Source organism: Gordonia polyisoprenivorans NBRC 16320 = JCM 10675, assembly GCF_000241325.1.
Classification (GTDB): domain Bacteria; phylum Actinomycetota; class Actinomycetes; order Mycobacteriales; family Mycobacteriaceae; genus Gordonia; species Gordonia polyisoprenivorans.
Genome location: NZ_BAEI01000015.1, coordinates 1 through 25,603 on the forward strand (window position 1 = coordinate 1; position 25,603 = coordinate 25,603).

At 66.2% G+C, this 25,603-nt stretch carries 23 protein-coding genes and 2 pseudogenes; 11 read left to right on the forward strand and 14 right to left on the reverse strand.

Features of this window, described 5'->3' with window-relative positions:
* Positions 1 to 143: 143 nt before the first annotated feature.
* The 7 genes and pseudogenes from GOPIP_RS29355 to GOPIP_RS04925 form a co-directional block, all read right to left on the reverse strand.
* Positions 144 to 327: pseudogene (locus GOPIP_RS29355) on the reverse strand (ATP-binding protein); the annotation flags it as partial.
* Between the two features lie 33 nt (positions 328 to 360).
* Positions 361 to 896 (reverse strand): annotated as a pseudogene (locus GOPIP_RS29360) (IS21 family transposase); the annotation flags it as partial.
* A gap of 544 nt (positions 897 to 1,440) precedes the next feature.
* Positions 1,441 to 1,896 carry an SRPBCC family protein gene (locus tag GOPIP_RS04905; protein WP_020170661.1) on the reverse strand — a complete coding sequence of 152 codons (456 nt, stop codon included), beginning with the start codon at positions 1,894 to 1,896 and terminating at the stop codon, positions 1,441 to 1,443.
* Between the two features lie 118 nt (positions 1,897 to 2,014).
* Positions 2,015 to 3,385 carry an LLM class flavin-dependent oxidoreductase gene (locus GOPIP_RS04910; protein WP_006368460.1) on the reverse strand — a complete coding sequence of 457 codons (1,371 nt, stop codon included), beginning with the start codon at positions 3,383 to 3,385 and terminating at the stop codon, positions 2,015 to 2,017.
* Between the two features lie 133 nt (positions 3,386 to 3,518).
* Positions 3,519 to 4,307, reverse strand: coding sequence for an alpha/beta fold hydrolase (locus tag GOPIP_RS04915; RefSeq protein WP_006368462.1), 789 nt, complete (start codon positions 4,305 to 4,307; stop codon positions 3,519 to 3,521).
* Between the two features lie 169 nt (positions 4,308 to 4,476).
* Positions 4,477 to 5,067, reverse strand: coding sequence for a hypothetical protein (locus GOPIP_RS04920; RefSeq protein ID WP_244421110.1), 591 nt, complete (start codon positions 5,065 to 5,067; stop codon positions 4,477 to 4,479).
* A 59-nt stretch (positions 5,068 to 5,126) separates the two neighbouring features.
* A complete protein-coding gene (locus GOPIP_RS04925) occupies positions 5,127 to 5,891 on the reverse strand; it encodes a MerR family transcriptional regulator (protein WP_035727199.1) in 765 nt (254 codons plus the stop codon).
* Positions 5,892 to 6,131: 240 nt separating this feature from the next.
* Between GOPIP_RS04925 and GOPIP_RS04930 the strand changes: the two genes are divergently transcribed.
* From GOPIP_RS04930 to GOPIP_RS04955, 6 genes are all read left to right on the forward strand, one after another.
* The gene (locus GOPIP_RS04930; protein ID WP_006368467.1) at positions 6,132 to 7,286 is read left to right on the forward strand and encodes an aminotransferase-like domain-containing protein; all 1,155 of its coding nucleotides are present in this window, start codon (positions 6,132 to 6,134) and stop codon (positions 7,284 to 7,286) included.
* A 67-nt stretch (positions 7,287 to 7,353) separates the two neighbouring features.
* Positions 7,354 to 8,298 (forward strand): hypothetical protein, encoded by a 945-nt coding sequence (locus tag GOPIP_RS04935; protein ID WP_006368469.1) that lies wholly within the window; start codon positions 7,354 to 7,356, stop codon positions 8,296 to 8,298.
* Between the two features lie 41 nt (positions 8,299 to 8,339).
* A complete protein-coding gene (locus GOPIP_RS04940; RefSeq protein ID WP_006368471.1) occupies positions 8,340 to 9,293 on the forward strand; it encodes a hypothetical protein in 954 nt (317 codons plus the stop codon).
* On the forward strand, positions 9,290 to 10,690 hold the full coding sequence (locus GOPIP_RS04945) for an adenylosuccinate synthetase (RefSeq protein ID WP_006368473.1): 1,401 nt from the start codon (positions 9,290 to 9,292) through the stop codon (positions 10,688 to 10,690). Before GOPIP_RS04940 ends, GOPIP_RS04945 begins: the two co-directional genes overlap by 4 nt.
* Positions 10,663 to 11,319, forward strand: a complete 657-nt coding sequence (locus GOPIP_RS04950; protein WP_006368475.1) for an NUDIX hydrolase — start codon at positions 10,663 to 10,665, stop codon at positions 11,317 to 11,319. Before GOPIP_RS04945 ends, GOPIP_RS04950 begins: the two co-directional genes overlap by 28 nt.
* Positions 11,320 to 11,733: 414 nt before the next feature.
* Positions 11,734 to 13,302 carry an HNH endonuclease signature motif containing protein gene (locus GOPIP_RS04955; protein WP_006368476.1) on the forward strand — a complete coding sequence of 523 codons (1,569 nt, stop codon included), beginning with the start codon at positions 11,734 to 11,736 and terminating at the stop codon, positions 13,300 to 13,302.
* 141 nt (positions 13,303 to 13,443) lie between these two features.
* Here the strand turns inward: GOPIP_RS04955 and GOPIP_RS04960 are convergent, their stop codons facing one another.
* Positions 13,444 to 13,980, reverse strand: coding sequence for a methylated-DNA--[protein]-cysteine S-methyltransferase (locus GOPIP_RS04960; RefSeq protein WP_035727204.1), 537 nt, complete (start codon positions 13,978 to 13,980; stop codon positions 13,444 to 13,446).
* A gap of 52 nt (positions 13,981 to 14,032) precedes the next feature.
* Between GOPIP_RS04960 and GOPIP_RS04965 the strand changes: the two genes are divergently transcribed.
* Complete coding sequence (locus GOPIP_RS04965) at positions 14,033 to 14,818, forward strand: aldose epimerase family protein (RefSeq protein ID WP_035727206.1); 786 nt, start codon at positions 14,033 to 14,035, stop codon at positions 14,816 to 14,818.
* A gap of 4 nt (positions 14,819 to 14,822) precedes the next feature.
* On the opposite strand, the gene galK is transcribed toward GOPIP_RS04965, so the two are convergent.
* Genes galK through GOPIP_RS04980 form a run of 3 tightly spaced genes read right to left on the reverse strand, consistent with a single transcriptional unit; the run spans position 14,823 to position 17,847 of the window.
* A complete protein-coding gene (gene galK / locus GOPIP_RS04970; RefSeq protein WP_006368479.1) occupies positions 14,823 to 15,911 on the reverse strand; it encodes a galactokinase in 1,089 nt (362 codons plus the stop codon).
* On the reverse strand, positions 15,908 to 17,056 hold the full coding sequence (galT, locus tag GOPIP_RS04975; RefSeq protein WP_006368480.1) for a galactose-1-phosphate uridylyltransferase: 1,149 nt from the start codon (positions 17,054 to 17,056) through the stop codon (positions 15,908 to 15,910). Before galT ends, galK begins: the two co-directional genes overlap by 4 nt.
* Entirely contained in the window at positions 17,053 to 17,847 is a 795-nt protein-coding gene (locus GOPIP_RS04980) for a DeoR/GlpR family DNA-binding transcription regulator (RefSeq protein WP_006368481.1), read from the reverse strand. Before GOPIP_RS04980 ends, galT begins: the two co-directional genes overlap by 4 nt.
* A gap of 123 nt (positions 17,848 to 17,970) precedes the next feature.
* Between GOPIP_RS04980 and GOPIP_RS04985 the strand changes: the two genes are divergently transcribed.
* Genes GOPIP_RS04985 through GOPIP_RS04995 form a run of 3 tightly spaced genes read left to right on the forward strand, consistent with a single transcriptional unit; the run spans position 17,971 to position 20,958 of the window.
* A complete protein-coding gene (locus GOPIP_RS04985) occupies positions 17,971 to 19,674 on the forward strand; it encodes a sodium:solute symporter family protein (RefSeq protein ID WP_006368482.1) in 1,704 nt (567 codons plus the stop codon).
* A 13-nt stretch (positions 19,675 to 19,687) separates the two neighbouring features.
* Positions 19,688 to 19,990, forward strand: a complete 303-nt coding sequence (locus GOPIP_RS04990) for a hypothetical protein (RefSeq protein WP_006368483.1) — start codon at positions 19,688 to 19,690, stop codon at positions 19,988 to 19,990.
* Positions 19,991 to 20,043: 53 nt separating this feature from the next.
* On the forward strand, positions 20,044 to 20,958 hold the full coding sequence (locus GOPIP_RS04995) for an alpha/beta hydrolase (protein ID WP_035727209.1): 915 nt from the start codon (positions 20,044 to 20,046) through the stop codon (positions 20,956 to 20,958).
* 11 nt (positions 20,959 to 20,969) lie between these two features.
* Here GOPIP_RS04995 and GOPIP_RS05000 read toward each other — a convergent pair whose 3' ends face one another.
* Positions 20,970 to 22,043, reverse strand: a complete 1,074-nt coding sequence (locus GOPIP_RS05000) for a PHP domain-containing protein (protein WP_170320174.1) — start codon at positions 22,041 to 22,043, stop codon at positions 20,970 to 20,972.
* 10 nt (positions 22,044 to 22,053) lie between these two features.
* A complete protein-coding gene (pgm, locus tag GOPIP_RS05005; protein WP_006368486.1) occupies positions 22,054 to 23,694 on the reverse strand; it encodes a phosphoglucomutase (alpha-D-glucose-1,6-bisphosphate-dependent) in 1,641 nt (546 codons plus the stop codon).
* 98 nt (positions 23,695 to 23,792) lie between these two features.
* Here pgm and GOPIP_RS05010 point away from each other — a divergent pair, with 98 nt between their 5' ends.
* On the forward strand, positions 23,793 to 24,413 hold the full coding sequence (locus GOPIP_RS05010; RefSeq protein WP_006368487.1) for an alpha/beta fold hydrolase: 621 nt from the start codon (positions 23,793 to 23,795) through the stop codon (positions 24,411 to 24,413).
* A 9-nt stretch (positions 24,414 to 24,422) separates the two neighbouring features.
* On the opposite strand, the gene GOPIP_RS05015 is transcribed toward GOPIP_RS05010, so the two are convergent.
* A partial coding sequence (locus GOPIP_RS05015) for an AMP-binding protein (protein ID WP_006368488.1) occupies positions 24,423 to 25,603 on the reverse strand: 1,181 nt, incomplete at its 5' end.

Consider the following 25,603-nt stretch of genomic DNA (forward strand, 5'->3'; position numbering starts at 1 on the left):
GATCCACGTCGATCCCGCATCACCACCACTTCTGCGCGAAGGCGCTTCCCGACCGCGTCGGCGGAGTAGGCGAGCCGGTCTCCGACCTTGGCCAGTGACAGGCCTGCTCGGTAACGAGGCTCAAGAAAGTTCCCCAGGTGTGCTCACTGAGGTTTCCCACATGTGGGCTGTAGCGATCTTCGGGTGAGTGCGGGTTGCCGTCCGCTGGCTTTGGGTGCGGGCGTAGTGGTCGCGTAGCCGGTAGGAGTCGCCGTCGAGTCTGAGGACGACTGAGCGGTGTGGGAGTCGGTCGAGCATTGCTCCGGCGACGGCGGCATCGCCGAGGACTGGGGTTCCCTCATTGGGCAGGGTACGCCACTATCGTTGTGCGGCAATGTGATTGGACTTCTACCTCACATCCTTGCAGTTGTTGCGCCCTCGAGGCGGGCACACATCCGCTGACACCCTGTAGTGTTTGGAGACGCCAGCGAACTCGGCGGTCAACTTCCCCGTCGAGGGTGGCAGGCGGTGGCCATCCGGTCGAATCGCCACGACTTGGTAACCCCACCGAGTCGGCGGGGTTATGCGATCGATCCCGTCGATCACCTGCGGGCGGGTCATATCCGGGGCCAGATAGCCTCGCCACTGACCCGAATGAGACAGCGGACCGACGAGCAGGATTGCTGTGGAACCCCAGCTCATTCGGTTGGTGGGTTCGGCAATTTCACCCGATCCCATTGCGTCTCCGCGCCCGGCGGGTGCTCGATGATCGCGTTCGCCCGTTGGGTCACCCGGACGCAGTCCTGCACTTCGGTCGCAGACCGCGGGCCCGGATCGTCTTGCGGTCATGACCGGTGTGTGTGACGGGCGATCGCCGAGATCGTCCACCCCCGTTTGTGCAGTGCATGTACTTCCATGTCGTTCTCCCGTGTCAACCTGAAAGCGGGCCTCCCGAGATAGCTGGTGAGTGGTCGTAGACCATCAGCATCACGGGAGGCCCGCCTACTCTGGCGGAGCCACACGGGCGGGGAGTCTAGAAGAGCATCTCTGGGGAATTTCGATGAGCGCCGTCATCGGTAGAACAGGATTATTGCGGGTGATCTGCTGCGGTGAGGCTGGTCGCTTGCGAAGCGACACCCGTCGTTTCAGGTGCAGTGAGGCTGTTCGTCGATTGATGCCGAACTCCTGGGCTAGGTCGTCGACCCTGCCCCCCTGGTGGTAGTGAGCGACCAGAGTATCGACCTGGTGCTCGAAGAGCAGGCTACATCGCTTGATGGGCAATCATGTTTGAGGACAAAGTCTCTCAGGAAATGGTAGTTCGTATGCCCGAACTGCTCTGTAGAATGCCGAGGGGGTTGGCCAGCGATCTACTGGGCCCACAGACAAGCCCCTCCGACTTCGGTCGGGGCTTATTCGTATTCAGGGCGAACTCGGGCACGATCGGATCAATCGGCCCCTGCGTCAACGTTGCGCATTCACGATCTCGGCGAACTTGGGCAGCAGCGTCCGGTTCCAAGACCGTTCGATTCCGTTGCGCGCAAACCTCTGATAGCGGTCCTCGGTATCGAAACCGCTCATCTGCCAGAACAATCGAGCGCCGCGGCCGTGGGGCATCAGTCGGTAGTCCATCATCCATCGCAGAGGCGGCTTCCCACGGAGGTCGGTCCAGCTGTACGCAAGGTGGTGGGGTTCGTCAGCCACGACGACCTGGCAAGCCATCTCGGCATCCGGTTTGTCCGGAACCGCCACTTGAACAATGAAGGTCGTCCCCACCACAGGCTGAAAGCCGATTGTGGGCGCGAGCCACTCGGCGATGAGGTCCGGCCGTGTCAGGACGCGCCAGGCAACCTCGGGAGAACGCTCGACGAACACGGCGAGGTCGATCATCGACGGGTCCGGCTCCGAAACATCGAACACGACACAACCGTAGGTGCCTCGGTCCGGTCGGCGCCAGGTCCCCGAATCAGCCAATAGCGTGCGCCTGGTTCAGTGGTGCATCGGGTTGCGGCCCCAGACCAGCCGGCGCTCGTAACCGTCAGCCGACCAACACCCTCTCCTCCCCCCGGATGTCGGCCGGGAGATCCTCGTGGGCGTCGCCGAGCCCGAGATGCTCACGCAGGGTTGCACCCTCGTATTCGCGTCGGAACAGTCCGCGGCGCTGCAATTCGGGCACCACGTAGTCGACGAAGTCGTTGAACGTTCCCGGTGTCTGAGCACTGGACACGATGAACCCGTCGGCCTCTCCCCCGGTGAAGGACGCCTCGATCTGGTCGGCCACATCGGTGGCGGTACCCACGAACTGCGGCAGCAGCACGCCCTGCGCGTAGAGCTTGCCGATGTCGCGCAGCGTCAGGCTGTCGCGGTGGCTGAGCCTGCGTGCAACCTCGAACAGGCCCTGCGTACCGCTCACCCTCACGTCCTCGACGGGTGCGTCGAGGTCGTACTGCGAGAAATCGTGGTCGGTGTGCACCGACAGCGTGATCAGACCGGAGATCGGGTCGGCGAGCTCATTGTGGAATGCCTGCTTCTCGCGGGCGATCGACTCGGTCTCGCCGATGAACGGGATGAACGACGGGAACACCTTCACATGGTCGGGATTGCGACCGAAGTTCACGACGCGCGATTTCACGTCGTCGTAGTAGGCGCGCCGGCCCTCCGGGGTCGGATCGATCTCGAAGATCGCCTCGGCCCACCGGGCAGCGAAGTTCTTACCCGTCTCCGACGATCCCGCCTGGATCAAGACCGGTCGATGTTGCGGCGAGCGCGGCTGATTGAGCGGTCCGCGAGTGCGGTAGTGCTCGCCGATGTGGTCGACGGGATGGATCTTGGTCGGGTCCGCCCACACGCCGGTCACCTTGTCGGCGGTCACCGCGTCGGCGTCCCAGCTCGACCACAGTTTGATGGCCGTCGAGACGAACTCTTCGGCTCGTGCGTAGCGCTCCTCGTGGTCGACGTGCGCGTCATGACCGAAGTTGCGGGCCTCTGCCTGCGTCAGCGATGTGACGATGTTCCACGCGATCCGGCCCCGCGTCAGGTGATCGAGCGAGCCGAAGACGCGTGCCAGCTCATACGGGTGAAAGTACGTGGCGGACTTGGTGACCGCGATCCCGAGTCGACTGGTGACCGCGGCCAGCGATGCAGCGACAAGACTGGGGTCGATCGTCGCAGCAGCCTGCGTACCGCGACGGAACGGTTCGGACTGATCACCGCCGAAGCGGTCCGGCGCGGCCAGGAGATCGGCGAAGAACGCGAAGTCGAACTTGCCGCGCTCCAGGATGCGCCCCACCCGATGGTAGTGCTCAGGTCCGAAATAGTCGGTCTCCGATCCGGGATGACGCCACGCCGCATGCGAATGGGTGACGGGTGAGGCGATCAGGAAGCCGCCGAGATGCAGCTGTCGGGTCATGGGGAGTCCTTGTGCGTCGAAAGCGATTACGCGCCCCAGTCAATCGATCAGCCCCGACTGCGCCCAGGTTTGCGATCGATGTGATCGCATCGACCAACCTCGTAGCATCCGTGTCGTTGACGCACCCGCCCACTCAGGCGCCGAGGAACCCGGCGACGGCCATCCGCGCGCGTGGCGAACTCATCACGGTGACGTGGCCGCGGCGCGGGACCATCAGCAACGTGCTGTGCGGAATGAGTCGCGCTGTCTCGGAGAATAATTCGGCGTCGTAGAAACGGTCTCGACGGCCACCGACGATGAGGGTGCGGGCCTTGATCGTCGGCGCCTTCGCGAGGTCGAAGCCGTCCTCGGCACGAATTGTGGTCACGAGATCCGCAGCCGACGCGGCATCCATCATGCGGTGCGCCCCCAGCCATCCCGCGCCATAGGCCAGTGTCCGCGTGCCGCGCGGCACCAGATCGGCGACCGTCATCGCCATGGCCCGCCGATTCTCGCCACGTTCGACGAGGTCGCCGACAGTTGCCTGGAACTCTCGCGTCGATGCGCTGAGCCGGCAGCCGGTGCTGACGAGGATCAGCCGGTCAACGAGATCGGGGTGGTCGGCGGCGAGTTGCTGCGCGATGCTGCCGCCGGTTGATTCGCCCAAGACCTCCGCCGGCCCATCGAGGTGATCGCGTAGCGACTCGGCGAGGTCGTCGGCCATCTCACCCATCGTCATCGGCGACCGGAGGCCTGGACGACGGTTGATGACGATCAACTGTCGACCGGTGACCTCGCGTAGCGGCGCACACGAGCCCCGGACAAAGCCATCGCCGGTGATCCCCGTGGACGGGGTCAGTCCGGTGAGTACCACCAGCGGTGGGCCCGAGCCGATAACGGCGGCGGGATACCGGCCGATGAGTTCTCTGGTGAAGGAGGCCATGGCTACTGACGATAGGCTTCGAAGTTTCGCGTCTGCTGTGAGTTTGCTCCGAGCCCGGGCGGCGGTGCTCGCTGAGGTCATGTGGTCCCGGCGGGCGCCGACCTCATCTGGCCGGGCACCAACACCGAGTTTCTTGCCGATTGGGTGCGTCGAACGACATCGGTGAGGGTTATTGGTGCTCGGCCGGTACCGGCCCGCATCGTCCGACGTCGGGCTGCCGCGACAATGCTGTGGTGAGACGCGCGGCGAACTCCCGCGGGGCATCGGCACTGACATGAATATGCTTCGGGGCCAGCGGAATCGGGCTGCCGTCGAGGATGACGCCGGCATTCTCGACGAGGTCGACGCGAAGTATTGCCGGCCCGGAAGCGATCGTGGCCGTTCGGCCGTCATCGCTTGTCCGCCAGCGAGAATGGCCGAACTCCGGGCGCTCGCCGAGTACGACCGAGTCGACATCGGCGACGGCGAAGGACACGTGTGTCCCGGACGCGTTGCGCAGATGCACGATCGGGCCGTCGACCGTGTGCGGGCGGGTCATCATCCCGGCCAGCAGTCCGAACAACAAGTACACGCCATAGATGTGCAGCCCCAACACGATCCACACCCATGGCGGATGTCCGAAGATCAGCACCAGGATCAGATGGGTGAGAGCGCCTTCGACCACGGTCAGCATCCCGGCGGTCCACAGGATGAGGTGAAGGTCGCGGTGGTAGCCGAAGGCGTCACCCGGTGGTCTCGCACGCCGGACCCATGCGGTCATGGCCGCGACTCGACGCGTTTCCGCGCGTATCGGCCGCAGGATCAGCTTCCGCGCGGCCGTCATGACCACGCCTGCCGACCCAATGCCACCATTCGCTGCACGCATCGGCGTTGCGCGGCCGACAGTTCGTCGGAGCCGGTGAGTGCGTCGAGCAGATCGTCGGTTCCGAACCGGCCCCCGAAGTCGATTCTCTCGAGTTCGCCACGTGCCATCTCGCCGAGTTCCCCGCTACAGGCGACGATGTCGCGGGCCAGGCATTCCACTTCGTCGTCTGCCGGGTCGGCCGTCGCCAGAGCCTCGAAGCGCGTTGCGAGCTCGGCACTACGCGCTGCCATGTTCTCGTCGGCGAGGGCGGAACGATAGAGCGAGGTGACCTGGGGATCGAGCTCGGTGAAGACCTCCAACAGCGAATGCTCGATTTCCACTGTTGTCTCCGCGCCGGAGTAGATCTCGGCCAGTCGGTCCGCGATGTCGGCGACCTCATCCCGCGGCACGCCGGCCGACAACGTGTCGCGTAGATCGGCGATCCGCTGCCGCTGCCGTTGGATCGCCTCGGCTCGACGGGCGAGGTCCGCATCGAGTTCGGTCAATACGTCGTCGAGGTCGGCCGCCCGGTCCTCGGCAAGGACGTCCCGGACCTCATCGAGCGCCAATCCCAGTGCGGTGAGCCGACGAATCCTCAGGAGAGCGACCACGTCGTCGAGTGCGTAGCTTCGGTATCCGTTGGTATCCCGAGCCGGCTCGGGAAGCAACCCGAGCCGGTGGTAGTACCTGATGGTGCGCGTGCTGACGCCCGCCAGCCGTGCCACCTGCCCGATCCTCATCGGCACCCCTTTCTCGCCTGTGGTGATCGCAGTACACACGTTGACGCCGCGTCAAGGTCAAGTCGCGTGTCGCCCGATGCGCAACGACGCACACCACCAGTCGATCATCCCAATATCTGGGAATTTGGTTTCATCATTTGGATTCCGCGCGCTACCGTCTGGTCAGGCATCGAACCCTGGATGCCGATCCGGTGACCACCCGCATCACTTTCCCCACCAGCCCTTCGGAAGTGATGCCCCATGTCTGCCTTGTCCATTTCCCCATCGCGCGCCCTCGAGTCGATCCGCGGGTCGGCCATCCGAGATCTCCTCGCGGTCACCGAACGGCCCGGTGTGCTCAGCCTCGCGGGCGGTTTGCCTGCCACCGACCTCATCCCCGCCGCACGGATCGCGGTTGCGGCACAACGCGCGATCGCTGACGTTTCGGCGCTCCAGTACACGGCGACCACCGGCGTTGCGCGGTGCCGCGAGGCCATCGCCCACCTGCAGTGCGCCGCTCCCGAGCAGATCCTCATCACCCATGGTTCACAGCAGGCACTCTCGCTGCTGGCACAGGCGCTCGTCGATCCCGGATCGACGGTCGTCGTCGACGATCCGGTGTATGTGGGTGCACTGCAAAGCTTTCAAGCCGTGTGCGCCCGGATTGTCGCCCTACCCATCACCGGCGCCGGCACCAACGTCACCGAGCTCGAGACACGGCTTCGGTCCGGACTACGGCCCCGGATCGTGCACACGGTCAGCAACTTTCACAATCCGTCAGGAGTCACCGCGAGCGCGCACACCCGCATACGACTCGCTGAACTCGCCGATCAGTACGGTTTTCTCGCGATCGAGGACGACCCCTATGGGGCGTTGCGATTCACCGGCGACCCGATTGATCCGATCCCCGGCGATCGGGTCATCCGACTCGGCAGCGCGTCGAAGATCCTCGCACCGGCGTTGCGGGTGGGCTGGATGCAGGCACCGCCGTCGATCGTCGGCATGGTCGAGCGCCTGCGTCAGAGTGCCGACCTCTGCGGCTCGGCGTTCAGTCAACTGATGACCGCCGACCTGCTCAGCGACACCGGGTGGCTCGCCGACCACGTGGATCGCCTGTGCGCGCAGTACCGGGTTCGGGCAACCGCGCTGACCGATGCACTCGACCGCCACCTCGGGGGCCGGATCGACTGGCGCCCACCGGAGGGCGGGATGTTCTGCTGGGCGCGCCTGCACGATGTCGATACCTCCAACCTCCTGCCTGCCGCCGTCGACCAGGGCGTCGCCTTCGTGCCGGGACGTGCGTTCGCCGTCTCCGACGATCTCGGCGAGTACCTGCGACTGAGTTTCGCGACGCTGCCACCGGCGGAACTCGACGAGGGCGTCCGACGACTCGCGGCGGCGCTGGACCACCTCTGACCGTCTGTGGTCGGCTGTTCGACCGACACCGTTGCATCGTGGCTATTACTCGTTTAGAGTAAAAGACATGAACGAGTACGACCCCTTCGAGATCGTCCGGCTGATCGAGAACGCCCGCCGACCCGACGACGTGTTCGCGGGAACACCGACCGATCCGTCCGCCCGGCGCGCGGCACGTCGCCGTCACCGCGCCCTGCTCGCCGCGGTGCACCCCGACCGCGCGACGATCCTCGGACTGTCGCCGGAGGTTGCCCGCGACGCCGCACTGACCCTCAACGCGCTGTATTGCGCCTGGTGCGAGACGGTGACGGCTGCGTCGGGCACCGGTGACACCACGGCATTCGTGACCGGGGCGGCCACCCACGTTCTGCGCGAACGCCTTTGGGTCACCGACCAGATGAGCGCGTATCGCACCGACGACCCCGATATCCGTGTCGAGATCGGGCGCATCGCCGGCGTCGCGAGTGTGGTTGCGCTGCCAACGGTCGCCGCTCATCTGGCCGGCCACGGTATGCGGGCTTTCGCGCCGTGCGTCGTCGACACCGCCGTCACCGACGGCCATCCCTGGGTCGCCTACCGTGTACCCGCCGGAATGGTCTGCCTGGACGAGGTGCACGCGTCGTATCCCGCCGGACTCGACGGCCGCGACTGGGCGTGGATGGTGCGCCGCATCGTCATGACCCTTGCCGCAGCCGGCCGTCCGCACGGCAACCTCGGCGTCCACTCCGTTCTGATCCATCCCGACGAACACGGTGTCGTGTTGACAGGGTGGACCGGCCCCGCGACCGCCGGGGACGGCAGCCCGCCGGCACGCGACGGGAACGCCGTGGCACGGTTGTTCGGCGTCATGCTGGGCGACCGCTGTCCTCGACAGCGAGCATTCGCCTGTGCTGCCGAGACTCTCGACCCGGACACCTGGCTACACGAATACGACCTGTTGTTGTCGGCGCTCTACGGTCCGCGCCGGTTCCGGCCGTTCACGCTGCCGAGACCACAGCCGATGACGGCGTGACAGCCATTCTCGACATCTTCACCACCAGAAAGGAATCCATCATGGGACAAGGTTATTGGGACACTAGCGCATTTCGCAGCGCCGCGGCCGCCCGCCGGGCAGCCGGCGCCGCCGACTTCGGCTACTCGGTCCGGATGCGTGAGACGCCACGTCACCTGCGCGTCGCGGCGCCCTCACTCAACGCCTACGGCGTCACCACACGCGAGTCACGCGACAGCATCGACCACCCCCGGTCGACCCCGATCGTCGTCCTCTTCGATGTCACGGGCTCGATGGGCCGCGTGCCGATCACCGTCCAGAAACGTCTCGGCGATCTGCTCGGTCTGCTGACCCGCGGCGGCTACGTCGACGATCCCCAGATCATGGTCGGAGCCATCGGCGACGACCAATTCGATGTCGTGCCACTACAGATCGGCCAATTCGAGTCCGACAACCGCATCGACGAACAGCTGCGCGACATTTACCTCGAGGGCGGCGGCGGAGGCGACAAGCGTGAGGGGTACGCACTGGCCGCGTACTTCCTGGCCACTCGGGTCGTCACCGATGCCTGGGACCGGCGCGGCCGCAAGGGCCACGTGTTCTTCATCGGCGACGAGATGAACAAGGATGTGCTCTACGCGGATTCCGTACGCCGGTTCATCGGCGACGACATCGGTGAGGATCGTGACGTCGACGCCGTCTATCGAGAATTGGCTCAGCGCTTCCACATTCACTACATCCTGCCGAATCTGACCAGCTACTACGACGATCCGCAGATCGAGGACCACTGGCGGGCCATCGTCGGCGAGCGATTCCTCAAGCTCGACGATCCCGACGGGGTCGCCGATCTGATCGCGCTGACCATCGGGGTGATGGAGAACGCCATCACCGTCGATGAGGGCATGGCCGATCTGCGTAACGCCGGTGCTGCCGCGGCACCCGCGGTCGGGAAGGCATTGGCGCAGGTGACTCCCCGTCCGATCACCGGGACCGGCACGTTGCCGGCGGACCTGTGAGACCCACGACGGCGTCGACCACGGCCGCGCCCGGTGCAGAGATCCTGCCCGGGCGCGCGCCCGGCGCTCCCGTCATCGTCGTCGGTCTCGGGTACGGCGATGAGGCCAAGGGAGCGACCGTGGACTTCTTGGCGTCGATGATCCCCGACACCACTGCGGTGGTGCGGTTTTCCGGTGGCGCACAGGCCGCCCACAACGTGTGCCACGGCAGCCGGCACCACACCTTCCGGCAGTTCGGGTCGGCGAGTTTCCTCGACGTGCGTACCCTGCTTGCCGCCCCGATGATGGTCAATCCCCTGCGGTTGGCGCAAGAGGTGGCGGAACTGGCCGACGCCGGTATCCGCAACCCGTTCGGATTGCTCACCGCCGACGCCCGCTGCCAGGTCACCACACCTCTGCACATCGCCATGAATCGCGCCCGAGAAGCGCTGCGTGGCAACGCTCGTCATGGTTCCACCGGTGAGGGTATCGGCGAGACCACCGCCTATGCATTGGCAGTGGAGTCCGGTGCCCGGCGGGGGCAGCGGGTCGGCAACTTCGTGATGCATGCCGACGCTCCGGATGCAGCTGTGCCCACTCTCGGCCTGCTGCGTGATCGCCGAGCAACGATCGGCGCCCTCGACGCGCTGGCGGCCTACGCACGGCCGCTGTTGGCGGCCGCACCCGAATCCGAGGCGCCCGTCGATTCGGTTACCGACATCGCCGACACGCTGTGTGAGATCGCCGATTCGATTCGCGTCGTCGACGACATGCCCGCCTACCTGAGCGCGACGATCGATGCCGGTACCACCATTTTCGAGGGATCGCAGGGAGCGCTCCTCGACGAATGGCACGGCTTTCACCCGCACACCACGTGGTCCACGGTCGTGCCCGGGCCGCTCGTGCAGTGGCTGCGAAGCACCGGCCACCGTCCGTACGTGCTGGGTACGACGCGGTGTTACGCAACACGTCACGGGTACGGTCCGATGCCCACCGAGAGCGACGATGTCGTGTTACCCGACGTCCACAATCGTGAGGGTCGCTACCAGGGCGCCTGGCGGACAGGGCATCTCGACCTTCCCGCGCTCCGCTATGCCGCGGCCGTGGCGGGTGTGCTCGACGGTGTCGCGGTCTCGCACCTCGACGTCCTCGGCACCGCAGGCCTTTGCGTCGCAGACGCCTGGGACGGTGACCCGACTCCGCTGTCACCCACGCGCCCGGGCGACCTCACCGCACTCGCGCGGCTGACCGAGATCGCCGCGCACGCCACGCCGGATCTCCGACAGATTCCGGCTGACGCCGATGGGGTGGCACAGTTGATCTCGCAGGCGACGGGGGCGCCCGTCGTGATCCGCGCGACCGGGCCTGCCCGGACCGACAGGAGTATCACGTGGCCCAGCCCGAGCCCGGCATCCTGAGTGTCGTCAGCGTCGACGTGGTGGCGCTGACCTACGACGCCGAGGCGCGCGCGGTGCTCGTCGCCACCCATCGCCGCACGACCGAACCGCATCTCGGCGAGCGAGCCCTCCCCGGCGTCGTCGTGCGCAGCGGTGAGCGCCTCACCGATGCCGCCTCACGAGCCCTCACGAAACTCGGCATCGACGAGCCGCCGTCGGCGATCGGTCAACTAAAGACCTTCGACGAGCCAAGTCGAGATCCACGCGGACCGTCACTGTCGGTGGCCATGTGGGCGACCTTCTGGGACTCGGCAGACATCCGGACGGAACAGGCCGTGTGGACACCGATCGACCGAGACCACCCACCGGCGTTCGATCACGCCGAGATCATCACCGCCGCCCGGTCCATCCTTGCCGAGAAACTCTGGCGTGACCTCGGTTTCACGCGCGGCCTCACCGGCCCGCAGTTCACCGCCACCGACGCCGTCACGATCACCCGCTCACTCACCGGCGCAGAGGTGCACCGCGCCAACCTCAATCGCGACCTCGCCCGGATCACCACGCTCACCGAAGCAGGCGTCGCGCCCGCCGCCGGCGGTCGTCCACCCAAGATCTGGCGGTGGTCCCCGATCCCGACCGACTCCCCCTGATCAATGGTCGAGCGCCTCCATCCCCCGATTGTCGAGCGCCTCCATCCCTCCGATGGTCGAGGTGCGAGCCGCGTGCGGCGAGCCTCGAGACCGCTTGCACCGGTGCTGGTTCCGGTTCGGCGGGTGATGCGAACAATGATCGGTGACAAGGAACGCCCGGAGTAGAACGACGGCGCATTTCCTGACCGACGCTCGCCCCTCCCCCGATGGTCGAGGTGCGAGCCGCGTGCGGCGAGCCTCGAGACCCGGCGAGATGACAAGTATCGCAACCACATCGACGCCCACTGGACGCGCGTGGAAAAATAGTTGTCCACAGATTTCTCCGGTCCGGCGTTCGTTGGACCGGTTTTGTCGGTACCCCTTCGTACACTTGTGCCCATAGGTTCGATCACCGATCGCGGGAGGGGGTATCTGATGTCGAGCACGTTGACGTTCACCGATCCGGATGCCGACGCTGCCGCGATCACGTCGATGTCGCGCGACGAGCTCATCGAGACCGGCCCTGATTTGTTGCGCCAATCGCGTCAGCATGAGGCCCGGACGGTCCTCGCAGGCGCCGCACTCGCCGATCGGGTGTACCGCGAGCATCTCGCCGGTCGGTCCGAGACCAGCGTGTGGGGCTCAGTCATCGAGCACGCCGAGAAACTCGGCCGCGCCGAGGTGTCGTTGCAGTTCAAGGTCTCCCGTAGCAAAGCCGGGAGTTGGGTGGCGTTGGCGGATCTGTTGGAGAAGTTCCCGTTGATCCGTGCCGCCTACCTGAACGGGGAGCACTCGACCAACCGGGTGTCCATCATGGCGCGGGCCGCGCAACGTGCCGGAGACATCGATCTCGACGGCATCGAGGGTGACGACGCGGAGATGTCGTTCGAGAAGATCGTCCTGAACTATGCATCGCGCGCCACCACCGACCCGGTGCTGGCGCAGGAGCTCGAGGCAGCGCTGATCTCGATGAACCCCGACACAGTTACCGAGGACCGCGACACCATCACCGACCTGGTGGAAAACGTCACCATCACCGCAGAAACTGCCGGACACTCCACCCTGGATGCGGTCGTCCCCGCCCACTATGGGGTGTTCCTCACAACCCAGATCAATGCGCTCATCGACGAACGCACCTGCCGCAAGGACCCCCGCCGCGTGGGATCGCTGCGGGTGATCGCCCTCGGGGAGATCACCGGCGTCCCCGGCGCGCACCTCGACTGCGAATGCGGACAAGATGACTGCCCGAAAGGCAGCGGCGGGGCCGTCAACAGAGACTCGGCGGAAACACCCGCTGACGCCGAGGATGCGGCAGCGTGGGACGACCTGCTACCCGAACCCGCCGATGCCGACGCTCCCGAAGTCGAGTCGGTGGAGCCGGTCGTCGAACCCGAGATCCCCGATCCGATGGATGAGCCGACCTGTGATGAGGTGCCGGTCGCGTTCGGGCGGGCGCTGGTGGTGCCGGGTGCACCCGTCCTGACGGTGTTGAAGGACCCCGACGGGATTCTCGTGCCCCGGTTGCAGGGATACGGGCCCATCGACCCCGACTACGCCACCACCCTCGCCGACGTGGCGAAGACCATCCACTACCCCGAATCCGCCCGGGCCGCGGGACCACTCATCCCGCAGATCGCCGACCGGCCCCAAGCACCACCGGCGGATCCGACCGGACACGGCGGTCACACCGTGCCACCCCCTGGGGCATTGACCTATGCACCCAGCGCCACCCTGCGCGCTGAGGTGTTGGCCAATGATGCGTGGTGCCGGTTTCCGTACTGCGGCATGCCGTCACATCTGTGCGACCTCGACCACTGGCGACCCTTCAACCACACCGACCCCGAGGCCGGAGGCTGGACGGTGCTCGGCGATCTGATCCCACTGTGTCGGGCTGATCATCAACGCAAGCATCTCGCCGAGTGGGTGCCGACGCTCTACACCGATCGGCGGGTGGAGTGGCGAAGCCGGTGGACTGGGCAGGTGATCGTCACCTACCCACGGTAACGGGGTTTCGCTGTGCGGTGGAACCAGCTGTGGCTCACCGGGTCTCGAGGCTCCTCGCTGGCGCTCGTCGCACCTCGACCACCAGGAAAAAGCACCTCAACCACCAGGAAAGGGCACCTCGACCATCTGGGGAGGGCGGCCTCAGAACAGCCGACCGGCGTCCTCGGCGGACGGTTCCTCCAGACTCAGCAGGATGCGCTTGCGCTCGAGCCCACCACCGAATCCGGTGAGCGAACCGTTGGCGCCGATCACCCGATGGCACGGAATGATGATCGCGATCGGATTCCGGCCCACCGCCTGGCCTACCTGCTGCGCCAGCGACCGGTCGCCGAGCTGCGTCGCGATGGCACCGTAGCTCGTGGTCGTGCCGTACGGGATGTCGAGCAGGAGTCGCCATATCGATTCTGCCAGCGCTCCCCCGCGCGGTAGAAGCGGCAGATCGAAGTCCTGCCGGAGTCCGGCGAAGTACTCGTCGAGCTGAGCGACCGCCGGGCTCAGTACCGGGTCGTCGTCACCGGCCAGCGATCCCCACTCCGACTCAGGGATACGGTGATTGGCGAAGTACAGCCCGATCAGCCACTCCCCCTCTGCAAGCAGGAGAACATCATCGACCGGCGTCGGCACCGACCGATATCGACGGGATACATCGCTGGTCTCGTGTGTCGTGCTCACGCCCACTCCCTCTCGCGTGTGCCACCGAGGCTACCCCTCGGCGCGATACGGTGGACCCATGGCACCCGGCGATCTCGTCCTACGGTCCGGTGAGGCAACAGTTGGCGTCAGCCCGGCGTCGGGATCGATGACCTCGCTCCGCATCAAAGGAACCGAATACCTCTATCAGGGACCGGGTTTCGGATGCTTTCCGATGGCCCCGTGGTGCGGACGGCTGCGCGATGGACTCCTCGACTTCGATGGAGAGCATCATCGATTCCCCCGCAACGATCCTCCACATGCCCTGCACGGTACGGTCCGCGACCATCGCTGGGAGGTGCTCGACCACAGCACCACACGGGCGAGCCTGGGCGTGCGCCTCGAACCGTCATGGCCGTTTCCGGGCAGCGTCACCCACCAGATCACCCTGACCATCGACAGACTTCGGCTGCAGATGCGAATTCACGCCGATGACAGACCTTTTCCCGCACAGGCCGGATGGCATCCGTGGTTTCGTCGACATCTCGACGTCGAGTCGGCCGGCTCGTTGGAGCTGCGGTTCGCCCCCGCATGGCAGGAGGAGCGCGGCTCCGATCACCTGCCAACCGGCCGACAGATCGCGCCGCAGGAACCACCATGGGACGACTGCTTCGCCATGCCCGACGGCGTGGACGTGGTCTGTGAATGGCCGGGGCACTCAAGGATTCACGTTCGTAGCGACGCCCGATGGGTGGTGGTGTACGACATGCGCGAATACGCGGTCTGTGTGGAGCCGCAGTCAGGACCACCCGACGGACTGAACACAGCTCCCCGGGTGGTGACACCGGGTCACGACCTCGTGGTCAGCACCACCTGGTCATGGTGACGCCTCAGCACCGATGCGCCCCACGCCCCGGCCGGACCGCACGGATCGTCGGCGCCGGATAGCCGGCGTCCGCGACGGTCTCCCCCAGTTCGGCGGTGATCCGATGCGCGACTTCATCGCTGCACAACGCGATCACCGACCCGCCGAAGCCACCACCGGTCATTCGTGCCCCGAGCGCACCGAGTTCACACGCACGCTCGGCGATGAGATCGATGTGCTCGGTGGTGATCTCGAAATCATCGCGCATCGATGCGTGGGACAGGCACATCAAACGCCCGAGAGTTGCGAGGTCGCCATGACGCAGAGCCTCCGCCGCGTCGAGAACCCGCGTGTTCTCGGTGAGGATGTGACGGGCTCGAGAACGTTCCGGCTCATCACGGAGCCTCCTCCAGGCTTCCGGATCGACCTCGCGCAGACTGGGCACGCCGAGTTCTCGGGCGGCGTTCTCACACGAGAGTCGTCGTTTCGCGTATTCGCCGGCCACATTCTGGTGTGGCGCATGGGAGTCGATCACCAGCAGTCGATGTGCGTCGCCGAGATCCATCGGTACCTCGGTGACCTCCAACGACGAGAAGTCCACCAGCAGAGCCGTATCCGCCCGACCATACAAACTCGACAGTTGGTCGAGCAGCCCGGTCGGCGCTCCCACGTAGTCGTTCTCCGCGCGCTGCGCGATCCGGGCGACCTCGAGCGGCGGTAGGGGTCGCTCTGCTGTCAGTGCCAGCAGCACTGCACATTCCAGTGCCGCCGACGACGACAAACCCGACCCCATCGGCACCGTTGAGGTGATCGACATCCGCCCGCCCCTTACGACGTGCCCGGCCTGCTGCAGCGCCCATACACATCCGGCGACGTACGCGCCCCAGCCGTCGAGGTCGCCGGGCGCCGTGTCCACCGCGACGGTGAGGTCCTGCGACTCGGCTTCGGAGGTGACCGCCAGGACGTCTCCATCGTCGGCGGTGAACGTCACCGACGTTCCCGAGCGCAGCGCGATCGGGAGCGCATATCCGAGGTTGTAGTCGGTGTGTTCACCGATCAGATTGACCCGGCCAGGCGCGTACGCCCGTACCGTGGTGGCGATCTCGGGTGTCATCGCATCACCTCTCGCAGGTCGGCGGCAATGTCCTCGGGCGTCTTGTCGGTGACGAAGGCGCCACGGCCGGACTCCGATCCCGCCAGATACTTGAGTTTGTCCCGACTTCTCCGGACCGAGAACAGTTCTGCATGCAGGTAGCCCTCCGCGGCGGAGTGCCGATACTGATGCCATGACGCGATGTAGGGCAACGGATCACCGTAAAGGCCGTCGTACGCACGCAATACGGCCAGGTACACCGCGGCGATATCGTCGGCCTCGGCGTCGGTCAGCTCGGCCAGCGAGCGCACATGACGTAACGGGTAGACGTGGACCTCTGCGGGCCAGCGCGCCGCGAACGGCACGAATGCCACGGTGTGCTCGGTGCGCCGCAATATCCTTGCTCCGCTGCCGATCTCGGCGTCGATGATCGACTCGAACAGATCACGGCCGGTCGCGTCCCGATGGCATCGCGCAGCGCGGTTCAACGACGCCGTCCGCGGGGTGATGAACGGATAGGCATAGATCTGTCCGTGCGGATGCGACAACGTCACCCCGATCTCCTCGCCACGGTTCTCGAAGCAGAACACTTCCTCGATCCCGTCGCGCGACAACAGGTCGGTGGTGCGCTGCGACCACGCGTCGATGACGAGCCGAGCGCGGTCGACGCTCAACGTCGCGAATGAGCCCTCGTGGTCACTGGTGAAGCAGACGACCTCGCAGCGACCGTATCCGGGAGCGGCCACGAACGGGTCATCGTGGCCGTCGGGCAGCCGGAATCCACTGCCCGCCCGCGCCGTCGACAACGACGGGAAACGATTCTCGAAGACCACCACCTCGTAGTCGTCGGCGGGGATCTCGCTGGATCGGCCCGTCGGGTCGGGGCACAGCGGACACATCTGTCGCGGTGGCTTGTAGGTACGTTCCTGGCGGGCCGGGGCGATCATCACCCACTCACCGGTGCGGGGGTCGCGACGAATCTCATTCGGCGGGTCCGTGGGCCGGGGCGGCAGATCGCGGTGATCGGTGCCGGGTCGCGAGGCGGACTCCGTGGAGAAGAACAAGATCTCGCGGCCATCGGCGAGCGCACCCCGTACCGGCTCGTTCAGCGACCGACCCGACGAATGCGGTTGCCGCCCACTCTGGTTGCCGTCGACGCCGCTCACCGGTCACTCCCGTCGGCAATGGTGAGGGTGACGACGTCGGCCAGCCGGCGACGATCGGCCGCCGACAACCCGGCATCGGTGATCAGTCGGTCGATGCGGTCGAACTCGGCAAAGAGGTGCGCACCGATCTCCCCGTACTTGGTGTGGTCGGCGAGCACCACCACCGATCGCGCGGTGCCGAGGAGCTTCCGGTTGGTTTCCGCCTCACCGAGATTCGGCGTCGTCAGGCCGGCGTCGGGGTCGATCCCATGGGTCCCGACGAAGGCGAGATCGGTGCGATAGCGTTCGAGCGCCGCGTTGGCCAGCGGTCCGACCAGCGCGTCGGAGGGTGTCCGTTGCCCGCCGGTCAACTGCACGGCCGACGCATCAACCGTGTCGTCGGCGGGGTCGGTCAGCACCTCGAAGATGGTGACCGAGTTGGTGATCACGTCCACCGCCCGCCCCCGAAGTGCGCGTGCCAGTTCCAATGTGGTGGTCCCCGCACCGATGGCCACGGTCATCCCGTCCTCGACGAGGTCCAGCGCCGCGCGCGCGATCACCCGCTTGGCACCCGGTTCGCGAGCCGCCTTGAGAGATGACGGCGGCTCCACGCCGCGGGCCTCGGTCGTGGCGGTCGATCGCACCGCACCGCCATGCACCTTGCTCAACTCACCCGTGGTCTCCAGATACTCCAGGTCCCGTCGGATCGTCATCTCCGAGACCTCGAGCTCGTTCGCCAGGTCGGAGACCCGCACAGCGCCCCGATCGACGACCGCGGTGAGGACGTGGGCACGCCGTTCCGCTGCAAGCATGTCGCCGATCGTAGCAAGTTCGCACTTAAACGAACCAAATTTCACAACTTCGCACGATCTTCTGTTGTTTCCTGTTAGCTTCTGATGGACATTGATCGGTTGAAGTGCAACAAGGGAGTTGCCATGAATCTGGCATCCGGCGAAGTACTGCGGTTGAACACCGGCGTACTCGACTACGTCCTCGTCGCCATCTATTTCGTCTTCGTCCTGGGAATCGGCTACATCGCCCGCAGCCAGGTCGCCACCAGTCTCGACTTCTTCCTGTCGGGACGACGCCTGCCGGCATGGGTCACCGGTATTGCCTTCGTGTCGGCCAATCTGGGCGCCGTCGAGATCATGGGCATGTCGGCCAACGGGGCCCAGATCGGCCTGGCCACGATGCACTACTACTGGATCGGCGCGGTCCCGGCAATGGTGTTCCTCGGCCTGGTGATGATGCCGTTCTACTACGGCTCCAAGGTGCGTAGCGTGCCCGAGTTCATGCGACGCCGCTTCGGCACCGGCGCGCATCTGGTGAATGCCCTCAGCTTCGCGGTGGCGCAGGTTCTCATCGCGGGGGTCAACCTGTTCCTGCTCGCCACGGTGATCAATGCGGTCCTCGGCTGGCCGCACTGGGTGTCGTTGATCGTCGCCGCCGCGGTGGTGTTGACCTACACCGCACTCGGCGGGCTGTCCGCAGCGATCTACAACGAGGTGCTGCAATTCTTCGTCATCCTCGCCGCACTCGTGCCACTGACCGTCATCGGTCTGATCAAGGTGGGCGGGTGGAGTGGACTGCGCGACAAGGTGATCGACACCCACTCCGACTCCGGCGCGGTGACCGCGACGGTGCACGATCAGCTCACGTCGTGGCCCGGGCAGGCGCTCAGCGGCTTCAACTCGCCGGTGTGGTCGGTCGTCGGCATCGTGTTCGGCCTGGGCTTCGTGCTCTCGTTCGGGTACTGGACCACCAACTTCGTCGAGGTGCAGCGGGCGATGGCGTCGGACTCGATGTCGGCGGCTCGGCGCGCCCCGATCATCGGCGCGATCCCGAAGATGTTCATCCCGTTCGTGGTGGTGATTCCCGGAATGATCTGTGCCGCAGTGGTCGGCGACATGATCCACCTCAAGAACACCGGTACCGGCAACGGCATCACCTACAACGACGCCATGCTGCTGATGATGCGTGACATCTTGCCCAACGGCCTGCTCGGCGTCGCGGTGGCCGGTCTGATCGCGTCGTTCATGGCCGGCATGGCGGCCAACGTGTCGGCGTTCAACACCGTGTTCAGCTACGACATCTGGCAGCAGTACGTGGTGAAGGATCGCGAGGACTCGTACTACATCACGGTGGGCCGCGTCGCGACCGTGGCGGCGGTGCTGCTGGCGATCGGTACCGCGACCATCGCGGCCGGCTACTCGAACCTGATGGACTACCTGCAAACGCTTTTCGGCTTCTTCAATGCACCGCTCTTCGCGACGTTCATCCTCGGTATGTTCTGGAAACGGATGACGCCGACCGCCGGCTGGGTGGGATTGGTACTCGGAACCGCCTCTGCCGTCGTCGTTTTCGTGTTGCAAGAGACCGGGGTCATCGACCTACCCGGTCAGGGCATGCCGTTCGTCGCCGCATCGATGGCATTCATCGTCGACATCGTGGCATCGGTGGCGGTCTCGCTGGTCACCCGTCCCAAGCCGGCCTCCGAACTCGCCGGCTTCGTCTACTCGCTGACCGACAAGGCCACACTCGCCGGCGACGACTCGCGCACCGCCTGGATTGCGCGGCCCGTGCCGCTCGCCTCGATCGTGGTGATCCTCGTGATCATCCTCAACATCGTCTTCCACTGATCGGAGTACGCACATGACCGACCAACCAACCTCGACGCCGACAACCGCCTCGACCTCACGACAACGACTGCTGGTGCGTCTGTTCGACATTCGCAACATCGTCGGCGCATTGCTGGGGATCTACGGGATCCTGCTGCTGATCGCCGGGTTGATCCCGGCGTCGGGAACGGCAGGCGCCGGGGACCGCGCCGAGTCCGCGTCCCACGACGTCGTCGACCTGTCGGTCGGTAGCAGCGCCAACCTGTGGGTCGGTGTCATCCTGCTCGTGGTCGCGGCGTTGTTCTGCGGTTGGGCCGCCTGGCGGCCCAGGCCCTGATTGCCGGTGGCCCCGAACGCTATGGTGGGTGCCGTGACGATGGCGGAACCGTGGTGAAGCTGGGCCTGGCCGCTCTGCGGCAACCGGTGTCGGCGGCGGACCTCGCCGACACCCGCGCGTTCTATGCCACCCGGGTCGGCGGTGTCGGACCGCGCTCGGCGACCGAGCTCGCCGCCGTCAGGGCCGCGCGGGCCGTCGACCCGCAGGCGCCGACCCGAGCCCGCTCCGAGATCATCGAGGTCGACGGCCACCGAATCCCGATCCGTATTCTGATGCCCGATTCCGGGCACCCCACGGGCATTCACCTCCACCTGCACGGTGGCGGGTTCTACATGGATTCCGCGTCCCGGCACGACGCGCAGAACGCACGCCGCGCCGACGCCCTCGATGCGGTGGTGATCGGCGTCGACTACCGCCTCGCCCCCGAGTCGCCGTGGCCGGCAGCCCCCGACGACTGTGCGGCGGTGGCATCGTGGCTGATCGAGACGGGCACCGAACGATTCGGCACCACCGCCCTGACCCTCGGTGGCATGTCGGCCGGCGCCACGTTGGCGATGACGACACTTCTCCGCCTGCGCGATGCCGGCGTGGTTTCCGAGGTCGACGGCGTGGTCCTCGAGGCCGGAAGCTACGACCTCAGTGCCCACACCCCCTCCGGTGCAACAATTGCCGACGAATACTTCATCGAGGCGTACGTCGGTCATGTCACCGACCGCACCGTTGCCGACATCTCACCGATCTTCGGCGATCTACGGGGCCTGCCGCTGGTGCTCGTCGTCATCGGGGAGGACGATGTGGTGCTGGCCGACAACCTCGCCATGCTCGCCCGGCTCACCGCCGCGGGAAACGACGTCGATCTACGGCTGTATCCGGCTGCACCGCATGGTTTCACGATGCATGACACACCCATCGGCCGGCAGGCCGTCGATGATGTCGACACGTGGCTGCGCGCACGGCTCGCCCGCTGACGCACCCACGCTCACCGATGACCGGCCCACGCCAGCAACCGGTCCACCGGCCAGGTGGTGATGATGCGATCCGGGTCGATGCCGTGCTCGTGGGCACGCTGCGCTCCGAGCACCGTGAATTCGAGCTGCCCCGGTGCGTGCGCATCGGAGTCGATCGCGAACAGGCAGCCCGCCTCGATCGCCATGGTCACGAGTTCGTCGGGCGGGTCGACACGTTCGGGGCGGGAATTGATCTCGACCGCGGTCTGATGGGTTGCGCATGCCTCGAACACTTCTCGGGCGTCGAAACTCGACGGCGGCCGGTGTCCGCGGCCGGTGAGTACGCGCCGTCCGGTGCAATGTCCCAGCACGTCGACCCGCGGGTCGGTCGCTGCTGCCACCAATCGCCGCGTCATGGCGTCGTGCTCCATCCGCAGGGCCGAATGCACCGAGGCGGTGACGATGTCGAGCCGGTCGAGGAGCGCATCGGTCTGATCGAGTGCACCGTCGTCGAGGATGTCGACCTCGATTCCCGCCAGCAATCGAACCTGCGTCTCGGGCAGCCGCCTCCCGGTGATGTTCGCCCCGCGGTTGTAGGCCTCGATCTGCTCGATCTGATCGGCGAGCCGTTCTGCACTGAGACCGTGTGCCACGGTCAACCTCGGCGAATGGTCGGTGACCGTGAACCACTCGAGTCCGAATGCGGTTGCCGCCGCTGCCATCTCCGTCAGCGGGGCACCGCCGTCGCTGGCGTCGGTATGGCTGTGGCAGTCCCCGCGTGCCGCGGCGACGAAATCGGCGGCGGCGCCGGGCGGATACGGCGACTCCGTCGACTGCAGACGCGCCAGATACTCCGGCAGATCTCCGTCGAGGGCCTCGGCGATGACCGTGGCGGTGGTCTTGCCGATACCCGTGATCGACGTCAGAGTGCCTTCCCGCGAACGACTCTCGAGATCATCTGGGTCGAGTCGGGCCGCGGCCCGGGCCGCCTTGCGGAACGCCTCCACCCGATAGGTGCTCTCCCGCGCCCGCTCGAGCAACCACGCGATCCGCTGCAACGCGACGATCGGCTCGACGGGTGCGCTCAGCGGCTCCAACGTTCTCATCGTGGCACGCTCACGCCAGCGCCGCGTCGACCACCTCTTGTGCCTGCACCTGGACTTGGGCCAAATGCTCGGGCCCCTTGAAGGATTCGGCGTAGATCTTGTAGACGTCCTCGGTGCCCGACGGCCGGGCGGCGAACCATGCATTCTCGGTGGTGACCTTCAGCCCACCGATCGCCGCACCATTGCCGGGTGCCTCGGTCATGATCGCGGTGATCTTCTCCCCGGCCAGTTCGGTCGCGGAGATCTGGTCGGCCGACAACTTCGCCAGGACCGCCTTCTGCTCCCGCGACGCAGGCGCATCGATACGCGCGTAAGCGGATTCGCCGAAGGCGTCGGCGAGTTCACGGTAACGCTGCGAGGGCGTCTTGCCGGTCACCGCAAGGATCTCCGAGGCCAGCAGATCCAGGATGATCCCATCCTTGTCGGTGGTCCAGGGCTTGCCGTCGAAGGTCAGGAACGACGCTCCCGCACTCTCTTCGCCGCCGAAGGCGATCGAGCCGTCGAGGAGTCCGTCGACGAACCACTTGAACCCGACCGGCACCTCGACGAGACGTCGCCCGATGGCGCCGACCACCCGATCGATCAACGACGAGGAGACCAGGGTCTTGCCGACCCCGGCCTGCTCCGACCATCCGGGCCGATGGGTGAACAGGTAGTCGATCACCACGGCCAGATAATGATTCGGGTTCATCAGGCCTGCATCCGGGGTCACGATCCCGTGCCGGTCGGCGTCGGCGTCGTTGCCGGTGGCAATGTCGTAGTGATCGCGTGCACCGATCAGCGAGGCCATGGCATTCGGCGAACTGCAGTCCATCCGGATCTTGCCGTCGGTGTCGAGGGTCATGAACGAGAACGTCGGATCGACGGTCGGATTGACCACGGTGAGCGTGGCGAGGTTGTAGCGGAATCCGATGTCCGCCCAGTATCCGACCGAGGCACCGCCGAGCGGGTCGGCGCCGATGCGGAAGCCCGCGGAGCGGATCGCGGCCATGTCGACCACGTCGGCCAGCCCGTCGCAATACCGCCTCATGAATGGATAGTCGGTGACGAACTCACTCGAACGGGCCTGCTCGAACGGAATCCGCTTGACGCCGACGAGTTTGGCGCGCAGCAATTCGTTGGCGCGCGCGGCCACCCACGAGGTGATCGACGTGTCGGCCGGTCCACCCGATGGCGGGTTGTACTTGAACCCGCCGTCACGCGGCGGGTTGTGCGACGGGGTGACGACGATGCCGTCGGACTCCACACCCGGATTCTCGGCATTGAACTGCAGGATCGCGCGACTCACCGCAGGCGTCGGGGTGAAGGAATCGCCCTCGGCGGTGAGCGTGGTGACGCCGTTGGCGGCGAGGACCTCGAGTGCGGTACGCCATGCGGGGATCGACAGCGCATGCGTGTCGAATCCGATGAACAACGGTCCACCGATCCCGGCGCCTGTCCGGTACTCGACGATCGCCTGGGTCGTCGCGAGGATGTGCGCCTCGTTGAACGAGGAGTCCAGACTCGATCCGCGGTGACCGGACGTGCCGAACACGACCTGCTGCAACGGATCATCGGGGTCAGGAGTGCGGTCGTAGTAGGCCTTTTCCACTGCGGCCACGTCGATGAGGTCTTCGGGCAGTGCCGGGGTACCGGCTCGAGGGTGTGCCATGTGACGAATTCTGCCACCGATCGAGCGGTCCGCAGGGCGATGCGAACCGAACAGTTACTGTGAACCACCCGCACGTCCGCCAACAAGGAGCACTCTCGATGCCCGTGCGCAGCGCCGATCCTCGGCTCGTCGTCCTCGTCCTGCCCGGCGGGACCGATTCGAGTTACCGTCCGTTCTCACCGTGGCAGGCCTCGGCGCTGCGCATGTATCCGTTCACCTGGTCGATCCGGGCGCGCTTCGGTCGGGCCGTCGACGTCCGCCAGGTGCGCTACCGCGTCTACGGCTGGAACGGCGAACAAGCCTCGCCCATGCCGTACGCGCGGGCCGCGCTGGCCCGTGCGCGTCGTGCACATCCCGACACCCCGGTGGTGCTCATCGGGCACTCGATGGGCGGACGCATCGCGGCGCAATTGGCCGCCGACCCTGCGGTCACCGGAGTGCTCGCGCTGGCCCCGTGGTGGCAGTTCGCCGACTGGCGGATGATCAACGACGACGCCCGGGTGGTCGCCGTCCACGGTGACGCCGACACCATCACCCTGGCCCGCAAGACCGCCAAGGGCATCGCCGAGTTGCGCGACCGTGGCGTCGACGCCACCTATGTGTCGGTGCCCGGTGGGCACCATCCGATGCTCGACCATCTGGGCCTGTGGCAAGGATCCGCGCTCGCGTTCGTCCGCGAGGAATTGGCGCGCCGATCAGAACGCCTGCCCCAGAGCTGACCGCGCCGGTCACGACGGTCGAACGGCAGCGCGCGGTCCGGCGAGTGCGGTGACGAATCCGTCGTAGAACTCGACGTATTCGTCGCCGTCGAGGACGTACACGGGATCGTCGCCGGTGTCGCCGAACGACTCGGTACGCAACTGTGTCCGCATGTTCTTGAAGGTCGAGGTGTGCTCGAGATGGTCGGTGAGCCGGACGAACAGTGGCACCGCGTATCCGGGCAGTCCGGAGCGGACATGCTCGGCGAAGGCGACCGGATCGAACGTGGCGCCGTGCGTGAGGCTGATCGCGGCCATACCCGCCTTGCCGTCGACCCCGGGCACCTGCACCCCGAACACCACCGCCTCCTCGACGGCCGGGTGGGCGTCGAGGACGGCCTCGACCTCGGTGGTCGCCACGTTCTCGCCCTTCCACCGGAACGTGTCGCCGATCCGGTCGACGAATCCGATGTGCGAAAACCCTTGGTCGCGTACCACATCGCCACTGTTGAACCACCTGTCGCCGGCTTTGAAGGCGCCGGTGACAACCTTCTTCTCCGATGCCGACGGGTCGGTGTAGCCGTCGAACGGGACGCGCCGGTTGATCTCGGCGAGGAGTAGACCGGTTCCATGCCGGGGCACCTTGACGACTTTGCCGTCGGGTCCTCGCCGCGGTTGCCCGGTGTCCTCGTCGTACTCGACGATGGCATATTTCAGGGGCGACCAGCCGGCCGTCTTGGGGATGCCGAGGACGTTGATGAAGCCGATGTTGGCCTCACTCGCGGCATACAGTTCGACGATGCGGTCGATGCCGAACCGTTCGGTGAACGCATCCCAGATGTCGGGGCGCAAGCCGTTGCCCACCGCCACCCGCAATCGGTGGGCGCGATCGGTGGGCCGCTCCGGTTGCGCGAGCAGGTATCGGCAGAGTTCGCCGATGTAACAGAACGCCGTCGCGTCGTTCTCGATGATCTCGTCGATGAATCCCGACGCGGAGAACTGTCGGCCGATCGCCAGGCACGCACCCGAGGCGAGCACAGACGACACCGAGATCGTCAGTGCGTTGTTGTGGTAGAAGGGCAGCGCGGTGTACATGACGTCGTCGCGGCGCAACCGGATGCCGAGTCCGCCGATGCCCGACATCGCCGCGAGCCACCGATAGTGGCTCATCTTGCTGGCCTTGGGAAATCCCGTCGTTCCAGAGGTGAAGA